The following is an 18,974-nucleotide window of genomic DNA, read 5'->3' as shown; positions in this document are numbered from 1 at the left end:
CGCATCGCCCTACGGCGCAGCCCGCATGATTGCCTGGCTGGACCCGCAAGATCCGTTTCCGCCGGTTGCCGAGGCGCTTGGGCCCGATTCCGAGGCCCCCGGCCTGCTGGCGGCCAGCCGCGACCTGTCGCCCCAGCGGCTGCTGCTGGCGTACCGCCAGGGCATCTTCCCGTGGTATTCGAGTGGCCAGCCGGTGCTGTGGTGGAGCACCGATCCGCGCATGGTGCTGCCCCCGTCGGCGCTGCGCGTCTCGCTCAACCTGCGCAAGACCCTGCGCCGCGTGCTGCGCGATGCTGACTGGGAGATCCGCGTCGACGACGACTTCCTGGCGGTGATGCGCGCCTGTGCGACCACGCCGCGCGACGGCCAGGATGGCACCTGGATCACCGACGACATCATTGCCGCGTACGGTACGCTGCACCGCAACGGCATGGCCCATTCGGTCGAAAGCTGGTACCGCGGCGAACGCGTGGGCGGCCTGTATGGGGTGGCGCTGGGGCGGATGTTCTTCGGCGAATCGATGTTCGCGCACCGCACCGATGCATCAAAGATTGCGCTGGCGGCGCTGTGCGCGTTCCTCGGCAATCACGGCGTGGCGATGATAGACTGCCAGCAGGAAACCGACCACCTGGCCTCGCTGGGTGCGCGCCCGATCCCCCGCGCGGAATTCGTGGCCCATGTGCGGGCGGCGACGGCGCAACCGGCGATCAGCCCGTGGCGGTTCGACAAATCGGTGCTGGAGCGCTGGGCCGGGACGCCAGCCGCGCCGGCCGGCTGAAACCTGGCACGGGGCGCCCCGCTGACTGCGCGTCCGGCCGCATCGTCCCGCCCGGAGCCCCCTGAGTCATGAGCAAGCTGAAGGAACTTCCGCTCTCCGCGCTGCAGTTCTATGCCACGGCGCCCTACGCTTGCAGCTATCTCGACGGCCGCATGGCACGCTCCCAGGTCGCCACCCCGGCGCACCTGATCAATGCCGACGTCTATTCACGCCTGGTGCGCGCCGGCTTTCGCCGCAGCGGCATCTTCACCTACCGGCCGTATTGCGACGAATGCCACGCCTGCACGCCATGCCGCGTGGTGGTCGACCAGTTCGCGCCGGACCGCTCGCAGCGCCGCGCCTGGAGCCGCCACCAGCACCTGCAGGCACTGGTGGCGCCGCTGACCTATGTCGAAGAGCATTATTCGCTGTACCTGCTGTACCAGTCGATGCGCCACGCCGGCGGCGGCATGGACCAGGACAGCCGCGACCAGTACGAACAATTCCTGCTGCAGAGCCGCGTCAACTCCCGTCTGGTGGAGTTCCGCGAACCGCCGGGCTCGCCCGAGGCCGGGCGCCTGCGCATGGTCAGCATGATCGACGTGCTCGACGACGGGCTGTCGTCGGTCTACACCTTCTACGACCCGCTCGAACGCAACGCCAGCTACGGCACCTACAACATCCTGTGGCAGATCCGCCAGACGCGCGAGCTGGGCCTGCCGCACCTCTACCTGGGCTACTGGATCGCCGACAGCCGCAAGATGGCCTACAAGGCACGCTTCCGGCCGCTGCAGGTGCTGACCGGCAACCACTGGCATGCGTTCGAGGACGAAGCCGGGGATACGGCCACCGCCGCGCCTGCACCCACCCGGGAATAGGCGGGTCGCGGCATCCGTCCGCGCGCTGCCCGGGTATGCGGCCCAGCCGCTACAATGCGGGCCTGGTATTCACTCTGCCCTGCCTCACGTGCTCAACGCGCTCTACCCCCTGTTTCGCCCGGCCCTGTTCTCGATGGATGCCGAGGACGCCCACCATTTCACGCTGAACAACCTGCTGCGCGCCCGCCGCATGGGCCTGGGCGGCTGCATCGGCAATAAGATCGCCGACGACCCGCGCACGGTCATGGGGGTGCGTTTCCCCAACCCGGTCGGCCTGGCCGCGGGGCTGGACAAGGACGGCGCCTATATCGACGGGCTGGCCGCGCTCGGCTTCGGCTCTATCGAGGTGGGCACGGTCACGCCGCGCGCGCAGCCGGGCAACCCGCGCCCGCGCATGTTCCGGCTGCCGCAGGCAGATGCGCTGATCAACCGCATGGGCTTCAACAACGGCGGCGTCGATGCCTTTGTCGCCAATGTGCGGGCCTCGCGCTGGAAGGCCGAGGGCGGCGTGCTGGGGCTGAACATCGGCAAGAACGCCGATACGCCGATCGAGCGCGCCAACGATGACTACCTCTACTGCCTGGAGCGCGTCTACCCGCACGCCAGCTACGTGACGGTCAATATCTCGTCGCCCAACACCAAGAACCTGCGCCAGCTGCAAGGCGCGAGCGAGCTGGACAGCCTGCTGTCGACGCTGAAGGACGCGCAGCAGCGCCTGGCCGACCAGCACAAGCGCTACGTGCCGCTGGCGCTGAAGATCGCGCCGGACCTGGATGCCGACCAGGTCGGCAACATCGGCGACGCGCTGGTGCGGCACAAGATCGACGGCGTGATCGCCACCAACACCACCATCTCGCGCGAGGCGGTCAAGGGCCTGCCCCACGCTGAAGAAGCCGGTGGCCTGTCCGGCCGCCCGGTGTTCGAGGCCTCGACCCGGGTGGTGCGCGCGCTGCACGGCGTGGTCGGCGACGCGGTGCCGATCATCGGCGTGGGCGGCATCTTCGGCGGCGCCGATGCGCGCGCCAAGATCGATGCCGGCGCGAAGCTGGTGCAGGTCTACAGCGGCCTGATCTACCGCGGCCCGGCGCTGGTGCGCGAGTGCGCCGCGGCGCTGCGCGGCTGAGCCGGCGCCGTCAGGCAGGACTGGCGCGGCTCAACCCATCGCAGCCGGCCGCGTCAGTACGGAGCATTCACCACGACGTACTGGGTTCCCTGCGGCTGATACCAGGTGCTGCCGCATTGCTGGTACACCATGCCGCCATAGCTGACCGGGACGCAGCTTGGCGGGACCGAGCGCACGACCGACCCCACCACGGCAGCGGTCACAGCCACCGTTGCGGTAACGGCGGCAGCGGTGGCAACCGGATGGTAGTCATTGTCCCAGCCGCCGCAGCATCCGCCATGCGTGTCGACATTGACGTTGACGTTCCGGTTCGTATTGACGTTGACATTCCGGTTGGCACTGACACTGTTCACGCTGGCGCTGCGGACATTGTTCGTGCGCGCGTCGGCCCGCACGTTGCTGACCTGTGCGCCGCCGCCACCACCGCCGCGCCCCGCGGCGTGACCGCCGCCACGCGCTTCAGCCTGCGGCACCCAGCCATAGGTGGCAAGCACGACGGCACCCAGGACCGCGAGGAGGGACGTTTCGACTCGTTTCATGTGCCTCTCCTTCACTGGGTCTTGAGCGGAACGAACTTGGCCTCACGGGCGCCCTGCGGCGGCGTGAAGTGGAAGACGGAATCCTTGAAAGCCGGCTTCAGCTTCCAGTCCAGCCAGGTTACCGACTGCGGACGTGCCTCGTCAGCCCGGTTGGTCATCACCACCTTGCGCGGCACCGGACGGCTGCCGCTTGCAATCCAGATCTGCCAGTCGACCGCCTCCTGGCGCAAGGCATAGTGATCGCAGAGGGTGCCATCGATGTAGTCGCTGCCCGCATACATGGCCGAGGTGATGTTGTCCACGGGTGCCGCGGGCGTTCCCCACAGGAACAGGTCGCCGATCGGCACCTCGATCCCGAACCGCTGGCGCAGATGAACGATCAGATCGCCAAGGTTTTCCGTCACGCCGGCTGACGCGTAGTACTTTTGCGCCGGCTGGTAGAGCGTAACGGTCTTGCCGTCGTAGATCAGGTCACGTTGCGCGCGCGCGCTTCGCATCTGCGCCCGCATCTTGTTCGGCCGGTCGATGTCGACCTTGGCGGTCGCCGAATGCTGCAGCTTCTGGCCATCGGCCAGGACGCGCTCTCCGTCCAGGTCGATATCGACGCTGAAACGCTTCAGCGTCGACAGGTAGGTGCCCATGTTGTTCAGGGCCTGGATCACCGCCGGGTCCACGGCATTGGCTGCCGGCTTGCTGGCAGCCGCCGGTTCAGTGGAAGCCGCGGGCTGGACCGACGCGGGCTGGGTAACCGGCGCCGAAGCTGTCGGGGCCGGGCTGCTGCACGCCGCAAGCGAGACCCCCAGCACGGCAATACTCAAGACACGATACATAGCGAACCTCACAGGTTTTGATGCCATCACGGAGGACAATCCATCTCATCGCTCGCGGATCCGGCGATGTGCCGGAGAGTTCGGGGCAAAGCCCTCTTCCAGGGGTGTCCCGGCGCTGCCACGGTGGATGAATGCTAGCTGATCTGAAATTCCGGATATCGATCGGAAGACATGAATCTTTTCGAAACGTGAATTCAAGATCCCCGCTTTGACCGCCACTACGTGGCGCGTGCCGCATCGTTTTCATCATGCTGGTGAAAGCCAGGGATCGAGGAAAGCCTCGACACCCGGATCGCGCAATTGCATGAAGATGTCGCCGCCGCAATCAGGGTAATCCACAAGCAAAATATGAATCCCGCGCAATAAAATGCGCCTCGATGGCGGATTGCGGGCGTCTGACAGCATCCGATGCCCCACTTCGGCATGATGACTGTCCATATCGTGCGCGGGAAGTGGTATCCTCGCAGGCTTATCGCTGTCGCATCCGACGCGCCCGCGCACGCTCCCTCCAGCCGCAGGAAGCCGCCGCGCCCGCCCGGACCGGCACCGTACGCCAGCATGCGCGCGGGCCAGGACGGCGGACCGAACCATCCGCGGCCGTATCCAATCCAGAACCGAGTTTCGGGGGAGAACAGACAATGAAGTCCATCAGGGGTCTCGCAGCAACCAAGTCCATCCTGGGCGGCGCCGTGGCGCTGGCACTGCTGTACGGCGGCGCCGTGCAGGCCCAGACCGTCAAGGTGCTGTCGATCGTTGACCATCCCGCGCTGGACGCCATCCGCGACGGCGTGCGCGCCGAACTGAAGGCCGCCGGCTATGACGCCGACAAGAGCCTGAAGTGGGAATACCAGAGTGCCCAGGGCAACACCGGCACCGCGGCGCAGATCGCCCGCAAGTTCGTCGGCGACAACCCGAACGCCATCGTTGCCATCGCCACGCCGTCGGCCCAGGCCGTGGTTGCCGCCACCAAGACCGTGCCGGTGGTGTACTCGGGCGTGACCGATCCGGTCGCCGCGCAGCTGGTCAAGAGCTGGTCGGCCTCGGGCACCAACGTGACCGGCGTGTCGGACAAGCTGCCGCTGGACAAGCAGGTCGCCCTGATCAAGCGCGTGGTGCCCAAGGCCAAGACCGTGGGCATGGTCTACAACCCGGGCGAAGCCAACTCGGTGGTCGTGGTCAAGGAACTGAAGGAGCTGCTGGCCAAGGACGGCCTGACGCTCAAGGAAGCCGCCGCGCCGCGTACCGTTGACATCGGCCCGGCCGCCAAGAGCCTGATCGGCAAGGTCGACGTGATCTACACCAACACCGACAACAACGTGGTGTCGGCGTATGAGTCCCTGGTCAAGGTCGCCAACGAATCCAAGATCCCGCTGGTGGCCGCCGATACCGACAGCGTCAAGCGTGGCGCCGTGGCCGCGCTGGGCATCAACTACGGCGACCTCGGCCACCAGACCGGCAAGGTCGTAGTGCGCATCCTGAAGGGCGAGAAGCCGGGCGCGATCGCCTCGCAGACCAGCGACAACCTGGAGCTCTTCGTCAACACGGGCGCCGCTGCCAAGCAAGGCGTCACGCTGTCGCCTGAGCTGGTCAAGGAAGCCAAGACGGTCATCAAGTAAGCACAGACCAGCACTGCCTCCTGCCGCCGCAAGGCGGCGGGTGCTCCGTCGGGCCTATCCGGCCCGACGGGACAGAACAGGGCGAGGCGGCCGGCAGCCCCACACGGGCGTGCCGGCCCACCCGCCCCGAAGGCGGCGCCAAGGCAGCCGCCAGCCCCTGCAACAGGATTCCCCCATGTCCCTCTTTTCCCTTCTGGGCGCCCTGGAGATCGGCCTGATCTTCAGCCTGGTGGCGCTCGGGGTGCTGATCTCCTTCCGCATCCTCAACTTCCCCGACCTGACCGTTGATGGCAGCTTTCCGCTCGGCGGCGCCGTCGCCGCGACGCTGATCGCCGCCGGCCAGGACCCGTTCGTGGCCACTGCCGTGGCGATCGCGGCCGGCGCGCTGGCAGGCTTCATCACCGGCTGGCTCAATGTGCGCCTGAAGATCATGGATCTGCTCGCCAGTATCCTGATGATGATCGCGCTGTACTCGGTCAACCTGCGCATCATGGGCCGCCCCAATGTGCCGCTGATCACCGAGCCCACGCTTTTCACCATCCTGCAGCCCGAATGGCTGCCTGACTACGTGCTGCGCCCGCTGGTGCTGCTCGTGGTGGTGGTGGTGGCCAAGGTCGGCCTGGACTGGTTCTTCAGCTCGCAGCTGGGCCTGGCGATGCGCGCCACCGGCGCCAACCCGCGCATGGCCCGCTCGCAGGGCATCCCCACCGGCCGCGCCACGCTGGCCGGCATGGCGCTGTCCAATGCGCTGGTGGCACTGGCCGGCGCGCTGTTCGCGCAGACGCAGGGCGGCTCCGATATCTCCATGGGCATCGGCACCATCGTGATCGGCCTGGCCGCGGTGATCATCGGCGAAACCATCCTGCCGGCACGCCGCCTGATCTGGACCACGCTGGCCGTGGTGCTGGGCGCCATCCTGTACCGCTTCTTCATCGCGCTGGCGCTGAACAGCGACTTCATCGGCCTCAAGGCGCAGGACCTGAACCTGGTCACCGCCGCGCTGGTGACGATCGCGCTGGTGCTGCCGGCGACCCGCAAGAAGCTGTTCGCCCGCAAGAACGGAGGTGCCTGAGATGCTGCGCGCACAAGACCTGAAGCTCACCTTCAACCCGGGCACCCCGATCGAGACCCGCGCCCTGCGCGGCCTCAGCCTGGAGATCCCGAGCGGCCAGTTCGTGGCCGTGATCGGCTCCAACGGCGCCGGCAAGTCGACCTTCCTGAACGCGATCAGCGGCGACCAGATGGTCGACTCGGGCCGCATTGCCATCGATGACACCGACGTCACGCGCCAGCCCGCATGGGACCGCGCCCAACTGGTGGCCCGCGTGTTCCAGGACCCGATGGCCGGCACCTGCGAGGCGCTGACCATCGAGGAAAACATGGCCCTGGCCATGGCCCGCGGCAGCCGCCGCGGCTTCCGCCCGGCACTAAACCGCGTCTCGCGCGAGCTGTTCCGCGAGAAGCTGCGCCTGCTCAACCTGGGCCTGGAAAACCGCCTGACCGACCGCATCGGCCTGCTCTCCGGTGGCCAGCGCCAGGCGGTGAGCCTGCTGATGGCGTCGCTGCAGCCGTCGCGCATTCTGCTGCTGGACGAGCACACGGCCGCACTGGATCCGAAGACCGCGGCCTTCGTGCTGGAACTGACCGCGCGCATCGTCGAGGAAAGCAAGCTGACCACGATGATGGTGACGCACAGCATGCGCCAGGCGCTGGACTATGGGCAGCGCACGGTGATGCTGCACCAGGGGCAGGTGGTGCTGGACGTGTCGGGCGACAAGCGCAAGGGCCTGGATGTGCCGGACCTGCTGAAGATGTTTGAGCAGACGCGGCACGAGCAGCTGGATGATGATGCGCTCTTGCTGGGTTGAAGACAGCGTGCAATGAAGAGGGGGAGCCAGGCGGCTCCCCTTTTTCATGCCAGTGCGCGACGCGTCAGTCGATAGTGATATGCCGCTGCCGAATCACGCCGGCCCAGCGCGTGCTTTCCTTCTGGATGGTGGTGGCAAGCTGCTGCGGCGTGCCGCCGGCCGCTTCCATCCCCAGCGTGGCCAGCTTTTCCTTCAGCGTCGCATCAGCCAGCACTGCATCAACATGCTGACTGAGCTTGCGCACGATCTCCGCGGGCGTACCGGCCGGGGCCATCAGCGCATACCACGACAACGCCTCGAACTTCGGGAAGCCCTGTTCGGCGATGGTCGGTACATCGGGCAGCACCGCCGAGCGCTTGGCGCTGGCCACACCCAGCGGGCGCAGCTTGCCGGCCTTGATATAGGGCAGCGCCGCCGACATCTGCGCGAACATCATCGTCACCTGGCCGCCGACCACATCGGTCATGGCCGGGCTGATGCCCTTGTACGGCACGTGGTTCAGCTTGACATGGGCATCCAGCTGCAGCAGTTCGCCGGCCAAGTGCGCCTGGCTGCCGGCGCCGGGCGAAGCAAAGCTCAGCTCACCCGGCTTCTGCCCGGCCAGCTTGAGCAGTTCCGCCAGCGATTTGACTGGCGTGGCCGCATTGACCACCAGCACGTTCTCGGCGGTGGCCAGCATCGCCACCGGCGCCAGGTCGGCCGGCTTGTACGGCAGGTTCGGCATCAGCGTGGGGTTCACCGCGATATTGCCGACCGGCACCAGCGCCAGCGTATAGCCGTCGGGCGCGGCCTTGGCCACCATGTCGACGCCGATGGTGCCGGCGGCGCCGGCCTTGTTCTCCACCAGCACGCTCTGGCCGGTGGCCTTGGCGATGCCTTCGCCGACCGCGCGGCCGAGCACATCGGCGGGCCCGCCGGCGGCGAACGGCACCACGATGCGCACCGGCTTGGCGGGATACCCAGGCGGCTGGGCCAGCGCGGGTGCGGCAGCGAGCCACGGGGCGCAGGCCGCGATGCAGGCAAGTATGCAGCGCATGGCCATGCGTCGAAGGACAGGATTTACGGCGGGCTTCACGGCAGCTTCCACATCAGGTTTCACAGCGGTCTTCATGACGGTTTCCCCTATTTGGCAGTGATCAGGCTTGGCTCCCCCACCGCGCCGGCAGTCTAGTTATCGTGCTTGGCCGTGCCCGGTCCGGCATCGGTCAGCGCAAACCCCGCCTGGTCCGCTTCGCGTGCGAGTTCAGGCAGAACGGCATAGTCGGCCGGTTGCACCGGCGCAAAGCGCGCCAGCCCCAGCATGGACAGCAACGCGCTCCCCGTTGCACCCTCATGCAGCGTCAGCAGCGCGGCACGCACATACGCGCACTCGTGCGGGTCGGCCTGCGCGGAGGCGACCAGCGGCGGGATCGGCGCGGCCGGGGTCACCTCCAGCGTTTTCAGCTGCCCCGCGAGCCCGGGTTCGAAGCGGCGCAGCAGGTCCAGCACATAGCTGTCGACCACTCCCACCTCGGCATCCCCGCCGATGACCGCGTCGATGACTTGGCGCGGGGTCGGCGTGGGTGCGGCGGCAGGCCGGTACAGCGCACGGGTGCCGGCCGGCGCCAGCCGCATCAGGTGATGGCGCGGCGCGTTGTAGCCCGAGTTGGACTCAGGCAGCATGCATGCCAGCCGAGCGCCGAAGGTCTGCGCCAGCGCCTGCACCGGCGCGTCAGCACGCACGATGAATTCGCTGAAGTAGACCGGGCGCCCGCCGTAGCGCGCCAGCGCCGGCACCGGCGCGGCCAGCAATTGCGGCGTTGCCGGCGCGCTGGCATAGGGATAGCCGCACATGAATACGCAGCCGCAGTCCAGCCGCGCCCACAACGCGTTGACCGGGGCCGGCGCGGGATGTTCGACATATGGCAGGTCCACGCCGGCGCGGTCGGCCACGTGCGCCAACAGCGCGCGCCACGCCTGCTCCACCGGCGCGCTGACCGAGTACATGCGGGCGTTGGCGATCATGCGTAGAGCAACCTCTGGCCCAGGCCGCGGCTCTCGGCCTTTTTCAGGATAGCGTGGCCCAGCGCGATATCGCTCAGCGACAGGCCGCGGTGCCAGAACAGGTTGGTCTCGTCGTCGCTCTGGCGGCCCGGCTTGCGCCCGGCGACGATCTCGCCCAGTTCGGCATAGAGCGTCTGTTCCGACAGCTTGCCGGCTTCCACATGCGCGCGCAGCGAGCCGAACATGCCGCCCTTGCACTGGCCCCAGTCATCCACCACCATCCTGGTCATGATGTCGGTCAGCGACAGCTCGACCGCGCTCATGGTGCCGTACGGCACGATAAAGGCGCCGGGCTTGATCCACTCGGTCTTCAGCATCGGCGTCGGCCGCTCCAGGCGCGAGGCCTCGATCACGATATCGGCGCCGCGCACGCACGACTCCCAGTCTTCGGTGACGACGATCTTCTTGCCGAGATCACGCTCCAGCCTCGCGGCGAAGGCATTGCGGCTTTCGGGGCGGCGCGAGTGCACGCGGATCTCGTCGAAGTCGAACAGGCTGTCGAGCAGGCGCACATTCCAGTAGGAGGTGCCGCGCGCGCCGATATGGCCCAGCACCTTGCTGTTGCGGCGCGCCAGATGCTTGGCGCCGAGCGCGGTTAGCGCGCCGGTGCGGGCATCGGTAATGAAGGTGGCATCGATCATCGCCACCGGCATGCCGGTGCGCGGATCGAACAGGTTGAGCATCGCCATTTCCGATGGCAGCCCGAGCTTGTAGTTGTCGACGAAGTCGCCGACGATCTTGACGCCTGCCAGCCCCAGCGGCGCCACATAGCCGCGCAACACGTTGAAGTGGCCGTTGAAGGCGGGGTCGGGAATCAGGTGCACGCGTGGCTCGATCACGGTCTGGCCGTTGCCCTGCGCCACGAGCGCCTGCTCGACCGCGTCGAGGATCTCGGCGTCGGTCATTTCCAGGCGCGCGATGTCCTTGCCGTTGATGTAGGTGAGATGGATGTCGCTCATACAGTCTCCTGCCTCCGGGATGGAAAACCCTGCACATCGCTGGTGCGTGCCCTGCGGCGCGCGGCGTGTGTCGATGGAGTTCAGTGTAGGTATGGCGCCATTGACTGTCATATGCTTATATGTCCGCCAGCCTTAACATCAGGTTAATGTCATGAAAATGAACCTGCGCCAGATCGAGGTGTTCCGCGCGGTGATGCTGACCGGCTCGATCAGCGGTGCGTCCAAGCTGCTGTACGTGTCGCAGCCGGCCATCAGCCGGTTGATGTCGCACACCGAGCAACGCCTCGGCCTGGAATTGTTCCGCCGCACCAAGGGGCGGCTCTACCCTACGCCGGAAGCGCGGCGCCTGCTGGGCGAAGTGAATGCGGTCTATGAAGGGATCGAGCGCGTCAACGAGATCGCCGAGGACCTCGCGGCCAACCGCACCGGCAGCCTGCGCCTCACATGCAGCCCCAACCTGGGCCAGACCGTGCTGCCGCGCGCCATCGCGAGCTTTCGCGCTGCGCACCCGGCGGTGCGGGTGGTGGTGCGTACGCAGATCCCCGGCAATATGCTGCGCGCGTTACTGTCGGGACAGGTGGACCTGGCCGTGTCGAACATGCCGCTGGTGCACCCCAACCTGGAGGCGCGCCTGCTGGTAAAGAACGCGATCGTGGCGCTGGTGCCGGTGGATCACCGGCTGGCCACGCGGAGTTGGGTGCGCCCGGCCGAGCTGGTCGGGGAGGACCTGATCGGCTACGGACCGGACGTGCCGTTCGGATTGCTGGTCCATGAGATGTTCGGCAGCGAGGGCAACCAGCCCGATATGCGCGTGCAGGTGGAGCAGGCGCACGTGGCGCGCGCGCTGGCGCAGGCCGGCGCCGGCATCGCGCTGGTCGATGCCATGACCGTGTTCGGCCAGAGCTGGCCCAATATCGTCGCGGTGCCGGTACGCACCAAGGTCAATGCCTCGGTGCAGATCTTCCATGTGCAGACCGAACCGCTGTCGCGGCTGTCGCTGGAATTCGTGGATACGCTGACGGGGATGATGAAGGGTTAGTGGTGCTGTACTGAAGCCTCAGACTGTTGCCGCCTTGTCCAGCCAGCGCGTCAGCTGGTCTGTCACAGCCGAGCTCGAGAACGAGCAGCTATCCTGCGCGAACACTGCCGACATCTCGAGCCGGCGCAGCAGCTCTTCCATTGCCTGCCCGTAGACCGGCGGCAGCGCCAGCCCCGTACCGGCTTCGCGCCATGCGCGCACCAGGTCGCCAGCGGGCATCGATCCGGCCAGGTGCTGGTCCAGTGCGGCACGCATGCGCGCCAGTGCTTCGTTGTTGGCGGCGCTCATGAACGTGCCCTCCTTTCCTTGTACAGTTCGCGGAACGTGCGGCCCGACGGGGCCGGCATGTCGCGGGTTTCGGTCCAGCCCTTGCCGGCCATCGGCAGGCTGGCAATCAGCTTGTTGCTGCCGCCCATGCGGCCCAGCAGCCAGGCGCCGATGCGGGTGGCAAAGGCATACAGCTCCGGGCGCTTGGCGACGTAGCCCCACGCCTGCAGCGCGAAGCGCTCCTGCCATGGGCGCAGCCCGCGTTCCATCTGCTTCTCGCGCAGCTTGCGCAGCAGGTCCGACAGCGGGATCGATGCCGGGCACACGCGGTTGCACTCGCCGCACATGGTCGCCGCCTGTGGCAGGTCGATCGCATTGGCGAGGCCGACATAGCTTGGCGTCAGCACGCTGCCCATCGGTCCCGGGTAGACCCAGCCATAGGCATGGCCGCCGATCTTCTGGTACACCGGGCAATGATTCATGCAGGCGCCGCAGCGGATACAGCGCAGCATCTCCTGGAAGTCGCCGCCGATCAGCCCGGTGCGGCCGCCATCGACCAGCACGAAGTACATGTGCTCGGGGCCGTCGCGCTCGCCCTCGGCGCGCGGGCCGGTCAGCAGCGAGAAGTAGTTCGAGATGGCCTGGCCGGTGGCCGAGCGCGGCAGCAGGCGCATCACCGTGGCCAGGTCTTCCAGCGTCGGCAGCACCTTTTCGATGCCGGTCACGGCCACGTGCACGCGCGGCATCACCGTGCACATGCCTTCGTTGCCCTCGTTGGTGACCACCGCCACCGAGCCGGTCTCGGCAATGATGAAGTTGCCGCCGGTGACGCCCATGTCGGCGCTCAGGAACTCGGGCCGCAGCACTTCGCGCGCCTCGCGCGTCATCTCCGGGATCTCGGTCAGCCGCGGCTTGTGGTGAACCCTGGCGAACAGGTCGGCGATCTCGTCCTTGTCCTTGTGCACCACCGGCGCAATGATGTGCGACGGCGGCTCCGAGTCGTTGATCTGCAGGATGTATTCGCCCAGGTCGGTCTCGATGCTCTGCACGCCCATCTCGCCGAGCACCTGGTTCAGCCGCATTTCCTCGGTCACCATGGACTTGCTCTTGATGACCTTCTTCACGCCATGCTTCTGCGCGATCTCGGCCACCAGGCGCGCGGCATCGGCGGTGGTCTCGGCAAACAGCACCGTGGCGCCGCGCCTGGTCGCGTTCTCTTCGAAGGTGGCCAGCCAGACGTCGAGGTTTTCCAGCGCGCGGTTGCGGCGCTCCTTGAGGGCCTCGCGCGTGGCGTCGAAGTCGATATCGCGGATCGCATCCGCGCGGGCCGTGACGAACTTGGTCGAAAGCTTCTTCAGGTTCTGCTGCAGGCGCTGGTCGGCCAGCTTCTGGCCGGCGCGCGCCTTGAATTCCATGCTGTGGACTTGCATCGTGGCGATTCCCCGGATTTCAGCGGATGTCAGGCGTCGCCCGCTAGCACCTGGGCGATATGCAGCACGCGCGTGCTGCTGTCGCCGGTGCGGCGCAGGCGGCCTTCGATATTGAGGATGCAACCCAGGTCGCCCAGCACCACCGTATCGGCGCCGCTGGCCTTGATGTTGGCGCACTTCTCATCGACGATCGCCGTCGAGATATTGCCGTACTTGACCGAGAAGGTGCCGCCAAAACCGCAGCAGGCTTCGCAATCCTTCATTTCTGTCAGCTGCACGCCCGGCAGGCGCGACAGCAGCTCACGCGGCTGCTGCTTGACGCCCAGCTCGCGCAGGCCGGAACAGGAATCGTGATAGGTGACATGGCCCGAGAACGACGACGGCAGCGTCTGCACCCTGGCCACGTTGACCAGGAAATCCGTCAGCTCGAACACGCGTTCGCGCAGGCGCTCGTAGCGGCCGTTGAGTTCGGGATCGTTGTGCAGCAGGTCGCCGTAATGCTGGCGGATCATGCCGCCGCAACTGCCCGACGGCACCACGATGTAGTCGAACATCTCGAACTCGCGCAGGAATTTCTCCGCCAGGTCGCGCGACACCGCGCGCTCGCCCGAGTTGTAGGCCGGCTGGCCGCAGCAGGTCTGCGCCTCGGGCACCATGACCTCGTAGCCGGCGGCTTCCAGCAGCTTGAGCACCGAAAACCCGATTTCCGGACGCATCAGGTCCACCAGGCAGGTGGCGAACAGACCAACTCGCATTGTCGACTTCTCCAGACCCCGAAACCCCACAATTATGCGCGTTTGCGTCGCGCGTGGCGCACAAACCGTTCAGCAAGGGCGTGAATCGGGTGCAATGCACATCACTTACGCGAGCGACATCACCGGGCATTTCTTACGGTAATGTCATTTCACCTATTGAAATTTTCACAATGCGAGATAGAATCAGGCAGACGCTTAAAAATGCCGCAAGGCAACATTTTTCTTTTTCCCATCTATGTCCGACGCAGACAAGTCACCCGGCAAGACGTCCATCCAGGTCATCGAGCGCATGATGACCCTGCTGGACGCGCTCGCGCAGCACGCCGACCCGGTCAGCCTGAAAGAGCTGTCACTGGCCACGGGGCTGCATCCCTCAACTGCCCACCGCATCCTCAACGACATGGTGGCCTGCCGCTTTGTCGACCGCTCCGATCCCGGCAGCTACCGGCTCGGCATGCGGCTGCTGGAACTGGGCAACCTGGTCAAGGCACGCCTGTCGGTGCGCGACGCGGCGCTGGCGCCGATGCGCGCGCTGCACCGCGTCACCGGCCAGACCGTGAACCTGTCGGTGCGCCAGGGCGACGAGATCGTCTACATCGAGCGCGCCTACAGCGAGCGCTCGGGCATGCAGGTGGTGCGCGCCATCGGCGGCCGCGCGCCGCTGCACCTGACCTCGGTCGGCAAGCTGTTCCTGGCTGCGGACGAAGCCGCGCGCGTGCGCAACTACGCCACCCGCACCGGGCTGGCCGGACATACGCGCACCTCGATCACCGACCTGACCAAGCTCGAGCGGGAACTCAGCTGGGTGCGCTCCAACGGCTATGCGCGCGACAATGAAGAGCTGGAACTTGGCGTGCGCTGCATTGCTGCCGGCATCTATGACGATTCGCGCCGGCTGGTGGCCGGGCTGTCGCTGTCGGCGCCGGCCGACCGGCTGCAGGACAGCTGGCTGCAGAACCTGAAGGACACGGCGCTGCAGATCTCGCGCGGCATGGGCTACGTGACCGAAGCTGCCGCCTGAAAAGACCGAATCACCAGCCACCGCCAACGCGCGGACTGCCATCATGGCAGTCCGCGCGTTTTGCTTTGGGGCTGCGGCCATCCCAATTCAATGGTTTACCCTATGTTTTCAGATAACCAGCAAACCTTATAATCGGCACCCATGCGAACCCGCGCCGTCACCCTCACCGAACAGGTCACCCGCCAGCTGCGCGCCGACATCGAAAACGGCACCTACCCCGTCGGCAGTCGGCTGCCGACCGGCAGGCAGCTGGCCGAGCAGTACGGCGTCAGCGCCGCGGTGATCCGCGAAGTCACCGAGCACCTGCGCTCGCAGGGGTTCGTCGAGTCACGCCAGGGCGTTGGCTGCACGGTGCGCTCGCGTACCGGCGCGGCGGGGTTCCAGCTGCCGCGCGAACCCGATATCGACGCCAGCGGGCTGGCGGACCTGTACGACCTGCGCATCGACCTGGAAGGCGCCGCCGCGGCGCTGGCCGCCGCGCGCCGCAGCGATGAGGACGTGGCCGCACTGAGCGGGTTGCTGCAGCGGCTGCACGCTCATCTCTATGACCCGCAGCCGGCCGCCGATATCGACGCCGCCTTCCATATCGGCATTGCCGCCGCCACGCACAACCCCTACTACCGCCAGCTGCTGCAGTACCTGAACCTGCAGCTGCACCAGGCCGTGGCCACCGCGCGCGCCAATACGCTGCGCCAGGCCGGCCTGGCCGAGACCGTGCATGCCGAGCATGAAGCGATCGTCGATGCTATCCGCCGTGGCGATGCCGCGGCAGCCCGCGCCGCCGCGGTGACGCACCTGCAATGCGCCGCACGCCGACTTGGCCTTGTGCTGCGCACGCGCGCCGATGAAACGTCGACAGCGCGCGCCAGCAGCCACCCTTCCCTTTCCTGAAACGACACCGCCATCATGCAAACCGGCCAATTCGCCCAGCGGCTCACCGAGGCCCTCGGCGCCGACACCGTCCTGACCAACCCCGACGACATCGCCCCGTGGCTGTCCGACTGGCGCGGCATCTACCGCGGCCAGGCCCAGGCCGTGCTGCGGCCGCGTACCGTGGACGAGGTGTCGCGCGCCCTGGCGCTGTGCCAGCAGGCCGCGGTGCCGGTGGTGCCGCGCGGCGGCAATACCGGCCTGTGCGGCGGCGCCACACCCGATGCGCAGGCGCAGAACGTGGTGCTGAGCCTGGATCGCATGAACGCGGTGCGCTCGCTCGACACCATCGCCAACACCATGGTTGCCGAGGCCGGCTGCATCCTCGGCAACCTGCGCCGCGCGGCGCAAGACGCCAACCGGTTGCTGCCGCTGTCGCTGGCGGCTGAAGATTCATGCCAGATCGGCGGCAACCTTGCGACCAATGCCGGCGGCGTGAACGTGGTGCGCTATGGCATGGCGCGCGAGCTGGTGCTGGGCGTGGAAGCCGTGCTGCCCAACGGCGAGGTCTTCCACGGCCTGCGCACGCTGCGCAAGGACAATACCGGCTATGACCTGAAGCAGTTGCTGATCGGCTCCGAAGGCACGCTCGGCGTGATCACCGCGGCCGCGCTGCGGCTGTTCCCGCGCACCGACACGCGCAGCGTGGTGCTGGCGGCGGTGGCCTCACCGGCGCAGTCGCTGGCACTCTACGAGCTGCTGTTCGCGCAATGCGGCGCGCGCCTGCAGGCCTTCGAGTTCTTTACCGGCGACTGCCTGGACCTGGTGCTCACGCACGCGGAAGGGGTGCAGGAACCGTTTGCGCAGCGCTACCCCGCCTATGTGCTGGTGGAACTGGCCGACACCACCGATGAAGCGGCACTGAACGCGCTGCTCGAACGCGTCATCGGCGAGGCGCTGGAGCGCGAGCTGTGCCTCGATGCAGCCGTGTCTGCCTCGCTCGCACAATTGCAGGCGCTGTGGAAACTGCGCGAGGAAATCTCCGAGGCACAGCGCGCCGACGGCCCGCACCTGAAGCACGACATCTCGCTGCCGATCGAGCAGATCCCGGCCTTCATGACCTCGATGGAAACGCGGCTGCGTGGGCTCGATCCCGCCATCCGGCCCTTTATCTTCGGGCACTTCGGCGACGGCAACCTGCACTACAACCTGTCGCGCCCAGCCGGCGCGCCCAGGGACTGGGCGGCCACGCAAGGCGATGCGGTGACCGACGCAGTGCTGGACGAAGTGATGCGCTACGGCGGCAGCATCAGCGCCGAGCATGGCATCGGCCAGCTCAAGCGCCATGCCTTCCTGGCCATGAAGGACCCGCTGGAACTGCGGCTGATGCGCGAAATCAAGGCCGTGTTCGACCCGGCCGGGATCATGAACCCCGGCAAGCTGCTCTGACGGCCGCGGCCGCCAAAAAGAAAAACGCGCCGTAGCACGGCGCGTTTTTTCCGGTCAGGCGTTCCGTATCAAATGCCGCGCGACTGCTGCGAAGCCAGGATCGCGTGCGCGCCGCCCGGAGCCTGCGTCAGGTTCGGCGACGACGGGAAGCCACGCTGCGGGGACGATGGCGACGGCGCATGCTCCAGCCATTCCTTGACGCGGTTGGCATCGGCAAAGCGCGACAGCTTGCCGGCCGAGTCCAGGAACACCATCACCACGTTGCGGCCCTGGACCTTGGCCTGCATCACCAGGCACTGGCCAGCTTCGGAGATAAAGCCGGTCTTCTGCAGGCCGATCTCCCAGTTGCCGCCGCGCACCAGGCGGTTGGTGCTGACGTAGTGCTGGGTGCGGCCCATCACGTTGACCTCATGCTCGGTCTGCGTCGAGAACTCGCGGATGGTCGGGTTGCGGTACGCTGCGTTGACCATGCGCACCAGGTCTGTCGCGCTCGACACATTGCTGCTCGACAGCCCGCTGGAATCGACGAAGTGGCTGTCGTTCATGCCCAGCTCGCGGGCCTTGCGGTTCATCGCCTGCACAAAGGCCGGCAGGCCGCCCGGATAGTTGCGGCCCAGTGCCGACGCGGCGCGGTTCTCGGACGACATCAGCGCCAGCAGCAGCAGTTCCTGGCGCGTCAACTGCGTACCGAAGCGCAGGCGCGAACTGCTGTGCTTCTCGGTGTCGCGGTCGTCCTCGGAGATGGTCAGGACTTCGTCCATCGGCAGGCGGGCGTCCATCACCACCAGCGCGGTCATCAGCTTGGTGATCGAGGCAATCGGCAGCACCGCGCTGGCGTTCTTCTGGAACAGCACCTCGTTTGAGTTCTGGTCCATCACCAGCGCCACGCTGGAACGCAGTGCCAGCGCGTCATCCGTGTCGCGCAAGCCCATGGCTTCGCCCAGCGACGGCTTGGCCGGGGTGAAGACGGCGCGCACGGGCGCCGCGCGCTGGGCCACAACGGTATGGCGCTTGCCGTTCCTCAGCACCACCACCTTGCGCGTGCTGCTTGCTTCGCTCTTGGCGACCTTGCCGCCACGCGAACTCTTGGCGACAGTCTTCGAAGCACTCTTTTTCTCGGCGTTAGCCGATTTTGCCTGCTTCTTGGGCGTTTTTTGGGTGGTTGCAGACGTGGTGGCCGCTAGGGCCACGGGTGCCGCGACCATCGACACCGACACCAGGACCGCGGCAGCAACAGCGGACAGGGGTGCGGAGCCGAAGAATCTGGAAAAAATGGAATCAGACCGGAACATGATTCGTTCAGCGCATAGGAATGGCGCTAGTGTAGGAAAGAAAGAAATTGTTAGCAAGATTAAAGACTTACAGACGCTCCTTAAAGTTCGATTTGCAAACATTTCCACATTGTGGAAAAAGCAACCAAAAGGTCACGTTTGCATGCGAACCGCCTCTGGCTTGCCCCGGGCGTACCCGGGTTCACCTTGCTGCCTCCTGGAAACACTCCAGCCAACACAGGGAAGTCACCTTGTATAT

At 66.7% G+C, this 18,974-nt stretch carries 20 protein-coding genes; 10 read left to right on the top strand and 10 right to left on the bottom strand.

All coding sequences use genetic code 11. From position 1 onward, the window contains the following. Positions 1–25 precede the first annotated feature (25 nt). The 3 genes from aat to CNE_RS06950 all read left to right on the top strand — a co-directional run bounded on the left by aat (position 26) and on the right by CNE_RS06950 (position 2,758). Positions 26–778, top strand: a complete 753-nt coding sequence (gene aat / locus CNE_RS06960) for a leucyl/phenylalanyl-tRNA--protein transferase (RefSeq protein ID WP_013956418.1) — start codon at positions 26–28, stop codon at positions 776–778. A gap of 68 nt (positions 779–846) precedes the next feature. Further along, on the top strand, positions 847–1,635 hold the full coding sequence (locus CNE_RS06955) for an arginyltransferase (protein ID WP_013956417.1): 789 nt from the start codon (positions 847–849) through the stop codon (positions 1,633–1,635). Between the two features lie 88 nt (positions 1,636–1,723). Beyond that, positions 1,724–2,758: a quinone-dependent dihydroorotate dehydrogenase gene (locus CNE_RS06950; protein WP_013956416.1), complete on the top strand. Its 1,035-nt coding sequence runs from the start codon at positions 1,724–1,726 to the stop codon at positions 2,756–2,758. Between the two features lie 53 nt (positions 2,759–2,811). Here CNE_RS06950 and CNE_RS06945 read toward each other — a convergent pair whose 3' ends face one another. The 3 genes from CNE_RS06945 to CNE_RS40965 all read right to left on the bottom strand — a co-directional run bounded on the left by CNE_RS06945 (position 2,812) and on the right by CNE_RS40965 (position 4,565). Then, positions 2,812–3,297, bottom strand: a complete 486-nt coding sequence (locus tag CNE_RS06945; protein ID WP_013956415.1) for a hypothetical protein — start codon at positions 3,295–3,297, stop codon at positions 2,812–2,814. 11 nt (positions 3,298–3,308) lie between these two features. Further along, entirely contained in the window at positions 3,309–4,127 is an 819-nt protein-coding gene (locus CNE_RS06940) for a DUF2092 domain-containing protein (protein WP_013956414.1), read from the bottom strand. Positions 4,128–4,373: 246 nt separating this feature from the next. After that, on the bottom strand, positions 4,374–4,565 hold the full coding sequence (locus CNE_RS40965; protein ID WP_148271572.1) for a hypothetical protein: 192 nt from the start codon (positions 4,563–4,565) through the stop codon (positions 4,374–4,376). 200 nt (positions 4,566–4,765) lie between these two features. Here CNE_RS40965 and CNE_RS06935 point away from each other — a divergent pair, with 200 nt between their 5' ends. The 3 genes from CNE_RS06935 (at position 4,766) to CNE_RS06925 (ending at position 7,611) form a co-directional block, all read left to right on the top strand. Next, positions 4,766–5,743 carry an ABC transporter substrate-binding protein gene (locus tag CNE_RS06935; protein ID WP_013956413.1) on the top strand — a complete coding sequence of 326 codons (978 nt, stop codon included), beginning with the start codon at positions 4,766–4,768 and terminating at the stop codon, positions 5,741–5,743. Between the two features lie 175 nt (positions 5,744–5,918). After that, complete coding sequence (locus tag CNE_RS06930) at positions 5,919–6,815, top strand: ABC transporter permease (protein WP_013956412.1); 897 nt, start codon at positions 5,919–5,921, stop codon at positions 6,813–6,815. A 1-nt stretch (position 6,816) separates the two neighbouring features. Then, positions 6,817–7,611 (top strand): ABC transporter ATP-binding protein, encoded by a 795-nt coding sequence (locus CNE_RS06925; RefSeq protein WP_013956411.1) that lies wholly within the window; start codon positions 6,817–6,819, stop codon positions 7,609–7,611. Positions 7,612–7,675: 64 nt separating this feature from the next. On the opposite strand, the gene CNE_RS06920 is transcribed toward CNE_RS06925, so the two are convergent. The 3 genes from CNE_RS06920 to CNE_RS06910 are packed head-to-tail and all read right to left on the bottom strand — an operon-like array spanning position 7,676 to position 10,613. Further along, a complete protein-coding gene (locus tag CNE_RS06920; protein ID WP_013956410.1) occupies positions 7,676–8,722 on the bottom strand; it encodes a tripartite tricarboxylate transporter substrate binding protein in 1,047 nt (348 codons plus the stop codon). A 56-nt stretch (positions 8,723–8,778) separates the two neighbouring features. After that, positions 8,779–9,615 (bottom strand): phosphate/phosphite/phosphonate ABC transporter substrate-binding protein, encoded by an 837-nt coding sequence (locus CNE_RS06915; RefSeq protein ID WP_013956409.1) that lies wholly within the window; start codon positions 9,613–9,615, stop codon positions 8,779–8,781. After that, a complete protein-coding gene (locus CNE_RS06910) occupies positions 9,612–10,613 on the bottom strand; it encodes an ornithine cyclodeaminase family protein (RefSeq protein ID WP_013956408.1) in 1,002 nt (333 codons plus the stop codon). Before CNE_RS06910 ends, CNE_RS06915 begins: the two co-directional genes overlap by 4 nt. 151 nt (positions 10,614–10,764) lie before the next feature. Between CNE_RS06910 and CNE_RS06905 the strand changes: the two genes are divergently transcribed. Further along, entirely contained in the window at positions 10,765–11,652 is an 888-nt protein-coding gene (locus CNE_RS06905; RefSeq protein WP_013956407.1) for a LysR substrate-binding domain-containing protein, read from the top strand. 18 nt (positions 11,653–11,670) lie between these two features. Here CNE_RS06905 and CNE_RS06900 read toward each other — a convergent pair whose 3' ends face one another. Genes CNE_RS06900 through CNE_RS06890 form a run of 3 tightly spaced genes read right to left on the bottom strand, consistent with a single transcriptional unit; the run spans position 11,671 to position 14,104 of the window. After that, entirely contained in the window at positions 11,671–11,940 is a 270-nt protein-coding gene (locus CNE_RS06900) for a hypothetical protein (RefSeq protein ID WP_011615045.1), read from the bottom strand. Next, positions 11,937–13,349 (bottom strand): LutB/LldF family L-lactate oxidation iron-sulfur protein, encoded by a 1,413-nt coding sequence (locus CNE_RS06895; protein ID WP_013956406.1) that lies wholly within the window; start codon positions 13,347–13,349, stop codon positions 11,937–11,939. The genes CNE_RS06900 and CNE_RS06895 overlap by 4 nt, the downstream gene beginning before the upstream one ends. Before the next feature lie 29 nt (positions 13,350–13,378). Continuing rightward, positions 13,379–14,104, bottom strand: a complete 726-nt coding sequence (locus CNE_RS06890; RefSeq protein ID WP_011615043.1) for a (Fe-S)-binding protein — start codon at positions 14,102–14,104, stop codon at positions 13,379–13,381. A gap of 235 nt (positions 14,105–14,339) precedes the next feature. On the opposite strand from CNE_RS06890, the gene CNE_RS06885 reads away from it, so the two are divergent. The 3 genes from CNE_RS06885 to CNE_RS06875 all read left to right on the top strand — a co-directional run bounded on the left by CNE_RS06885 (position 14,340) and on the right by CNE_RS06875 (position 17,444). Then, positions 14,340–15,125 (top strand): IclR family transcriptional regulator, encoded by a 786-nt coding sequence (locus CNE_RS06885; RefSeq protein WP_013956405.1) that lies wholly within the window; start codon positions 14,340–14,342, stop codon positions 15,123–15,125. Positions 15,126–15,266: 141 nt separating this feature from the next. Beyond that, positions 15,267–16,016 (top strand): FadR/GntR family transcriptional regulator, encoded by a 750-nt coding sequence (locus tag CNE_RS06880; RefSeq protein WP_013956404.1) that lies wholly within the window; start codon positions 15,267–15,269, stop codon positions 16,014–16,016. Between the two features lie 15 nt (positions 16,017–16,031). Further along, positions 16,032–17,444: an FAD-binding oxidoreductase gene (locus CNE_RS06875; RefSeq protein ID WP_013956403.1), complete on the top strand. Its 1,413-nt coding sequence runs from the start codon at positions 16,032–16,034 to the stop codon at positions 17,442–17,444. A 68-nt stretch (positions 17,445–17,512) separates the two neighbouring features. Here CNE_RS06875 and pbpG read toward each other — a convergent pair whose 3' ends face one another. After that, positions 17,513–18,736, bottom strand: coding sequence for a D-alanyl-D-alanine endopeptidase (pbpG, locus tag CNE_RS06870; protein ID WP_148271571.1), 1,224 nt, complete (start codon positions 18,734–18,736; stop codon positions 17,513–17,515). Positions 18,737–18,974: the final 238 nt, after the last annotated feature.

Source organism: Cupriavidus necator N-1, assembly GCF_000219215.1.
GTDB classification, from domain to species: Bacteria; Pseudomonadota; Gammaproteobacteria; order Burkholderiales; family Burkholderiaceae; genus Cupriavidus; species Cupriavidus necator.
This window is presented reverse-complemented; position numbering and strand designations above follow the sequence as displayed.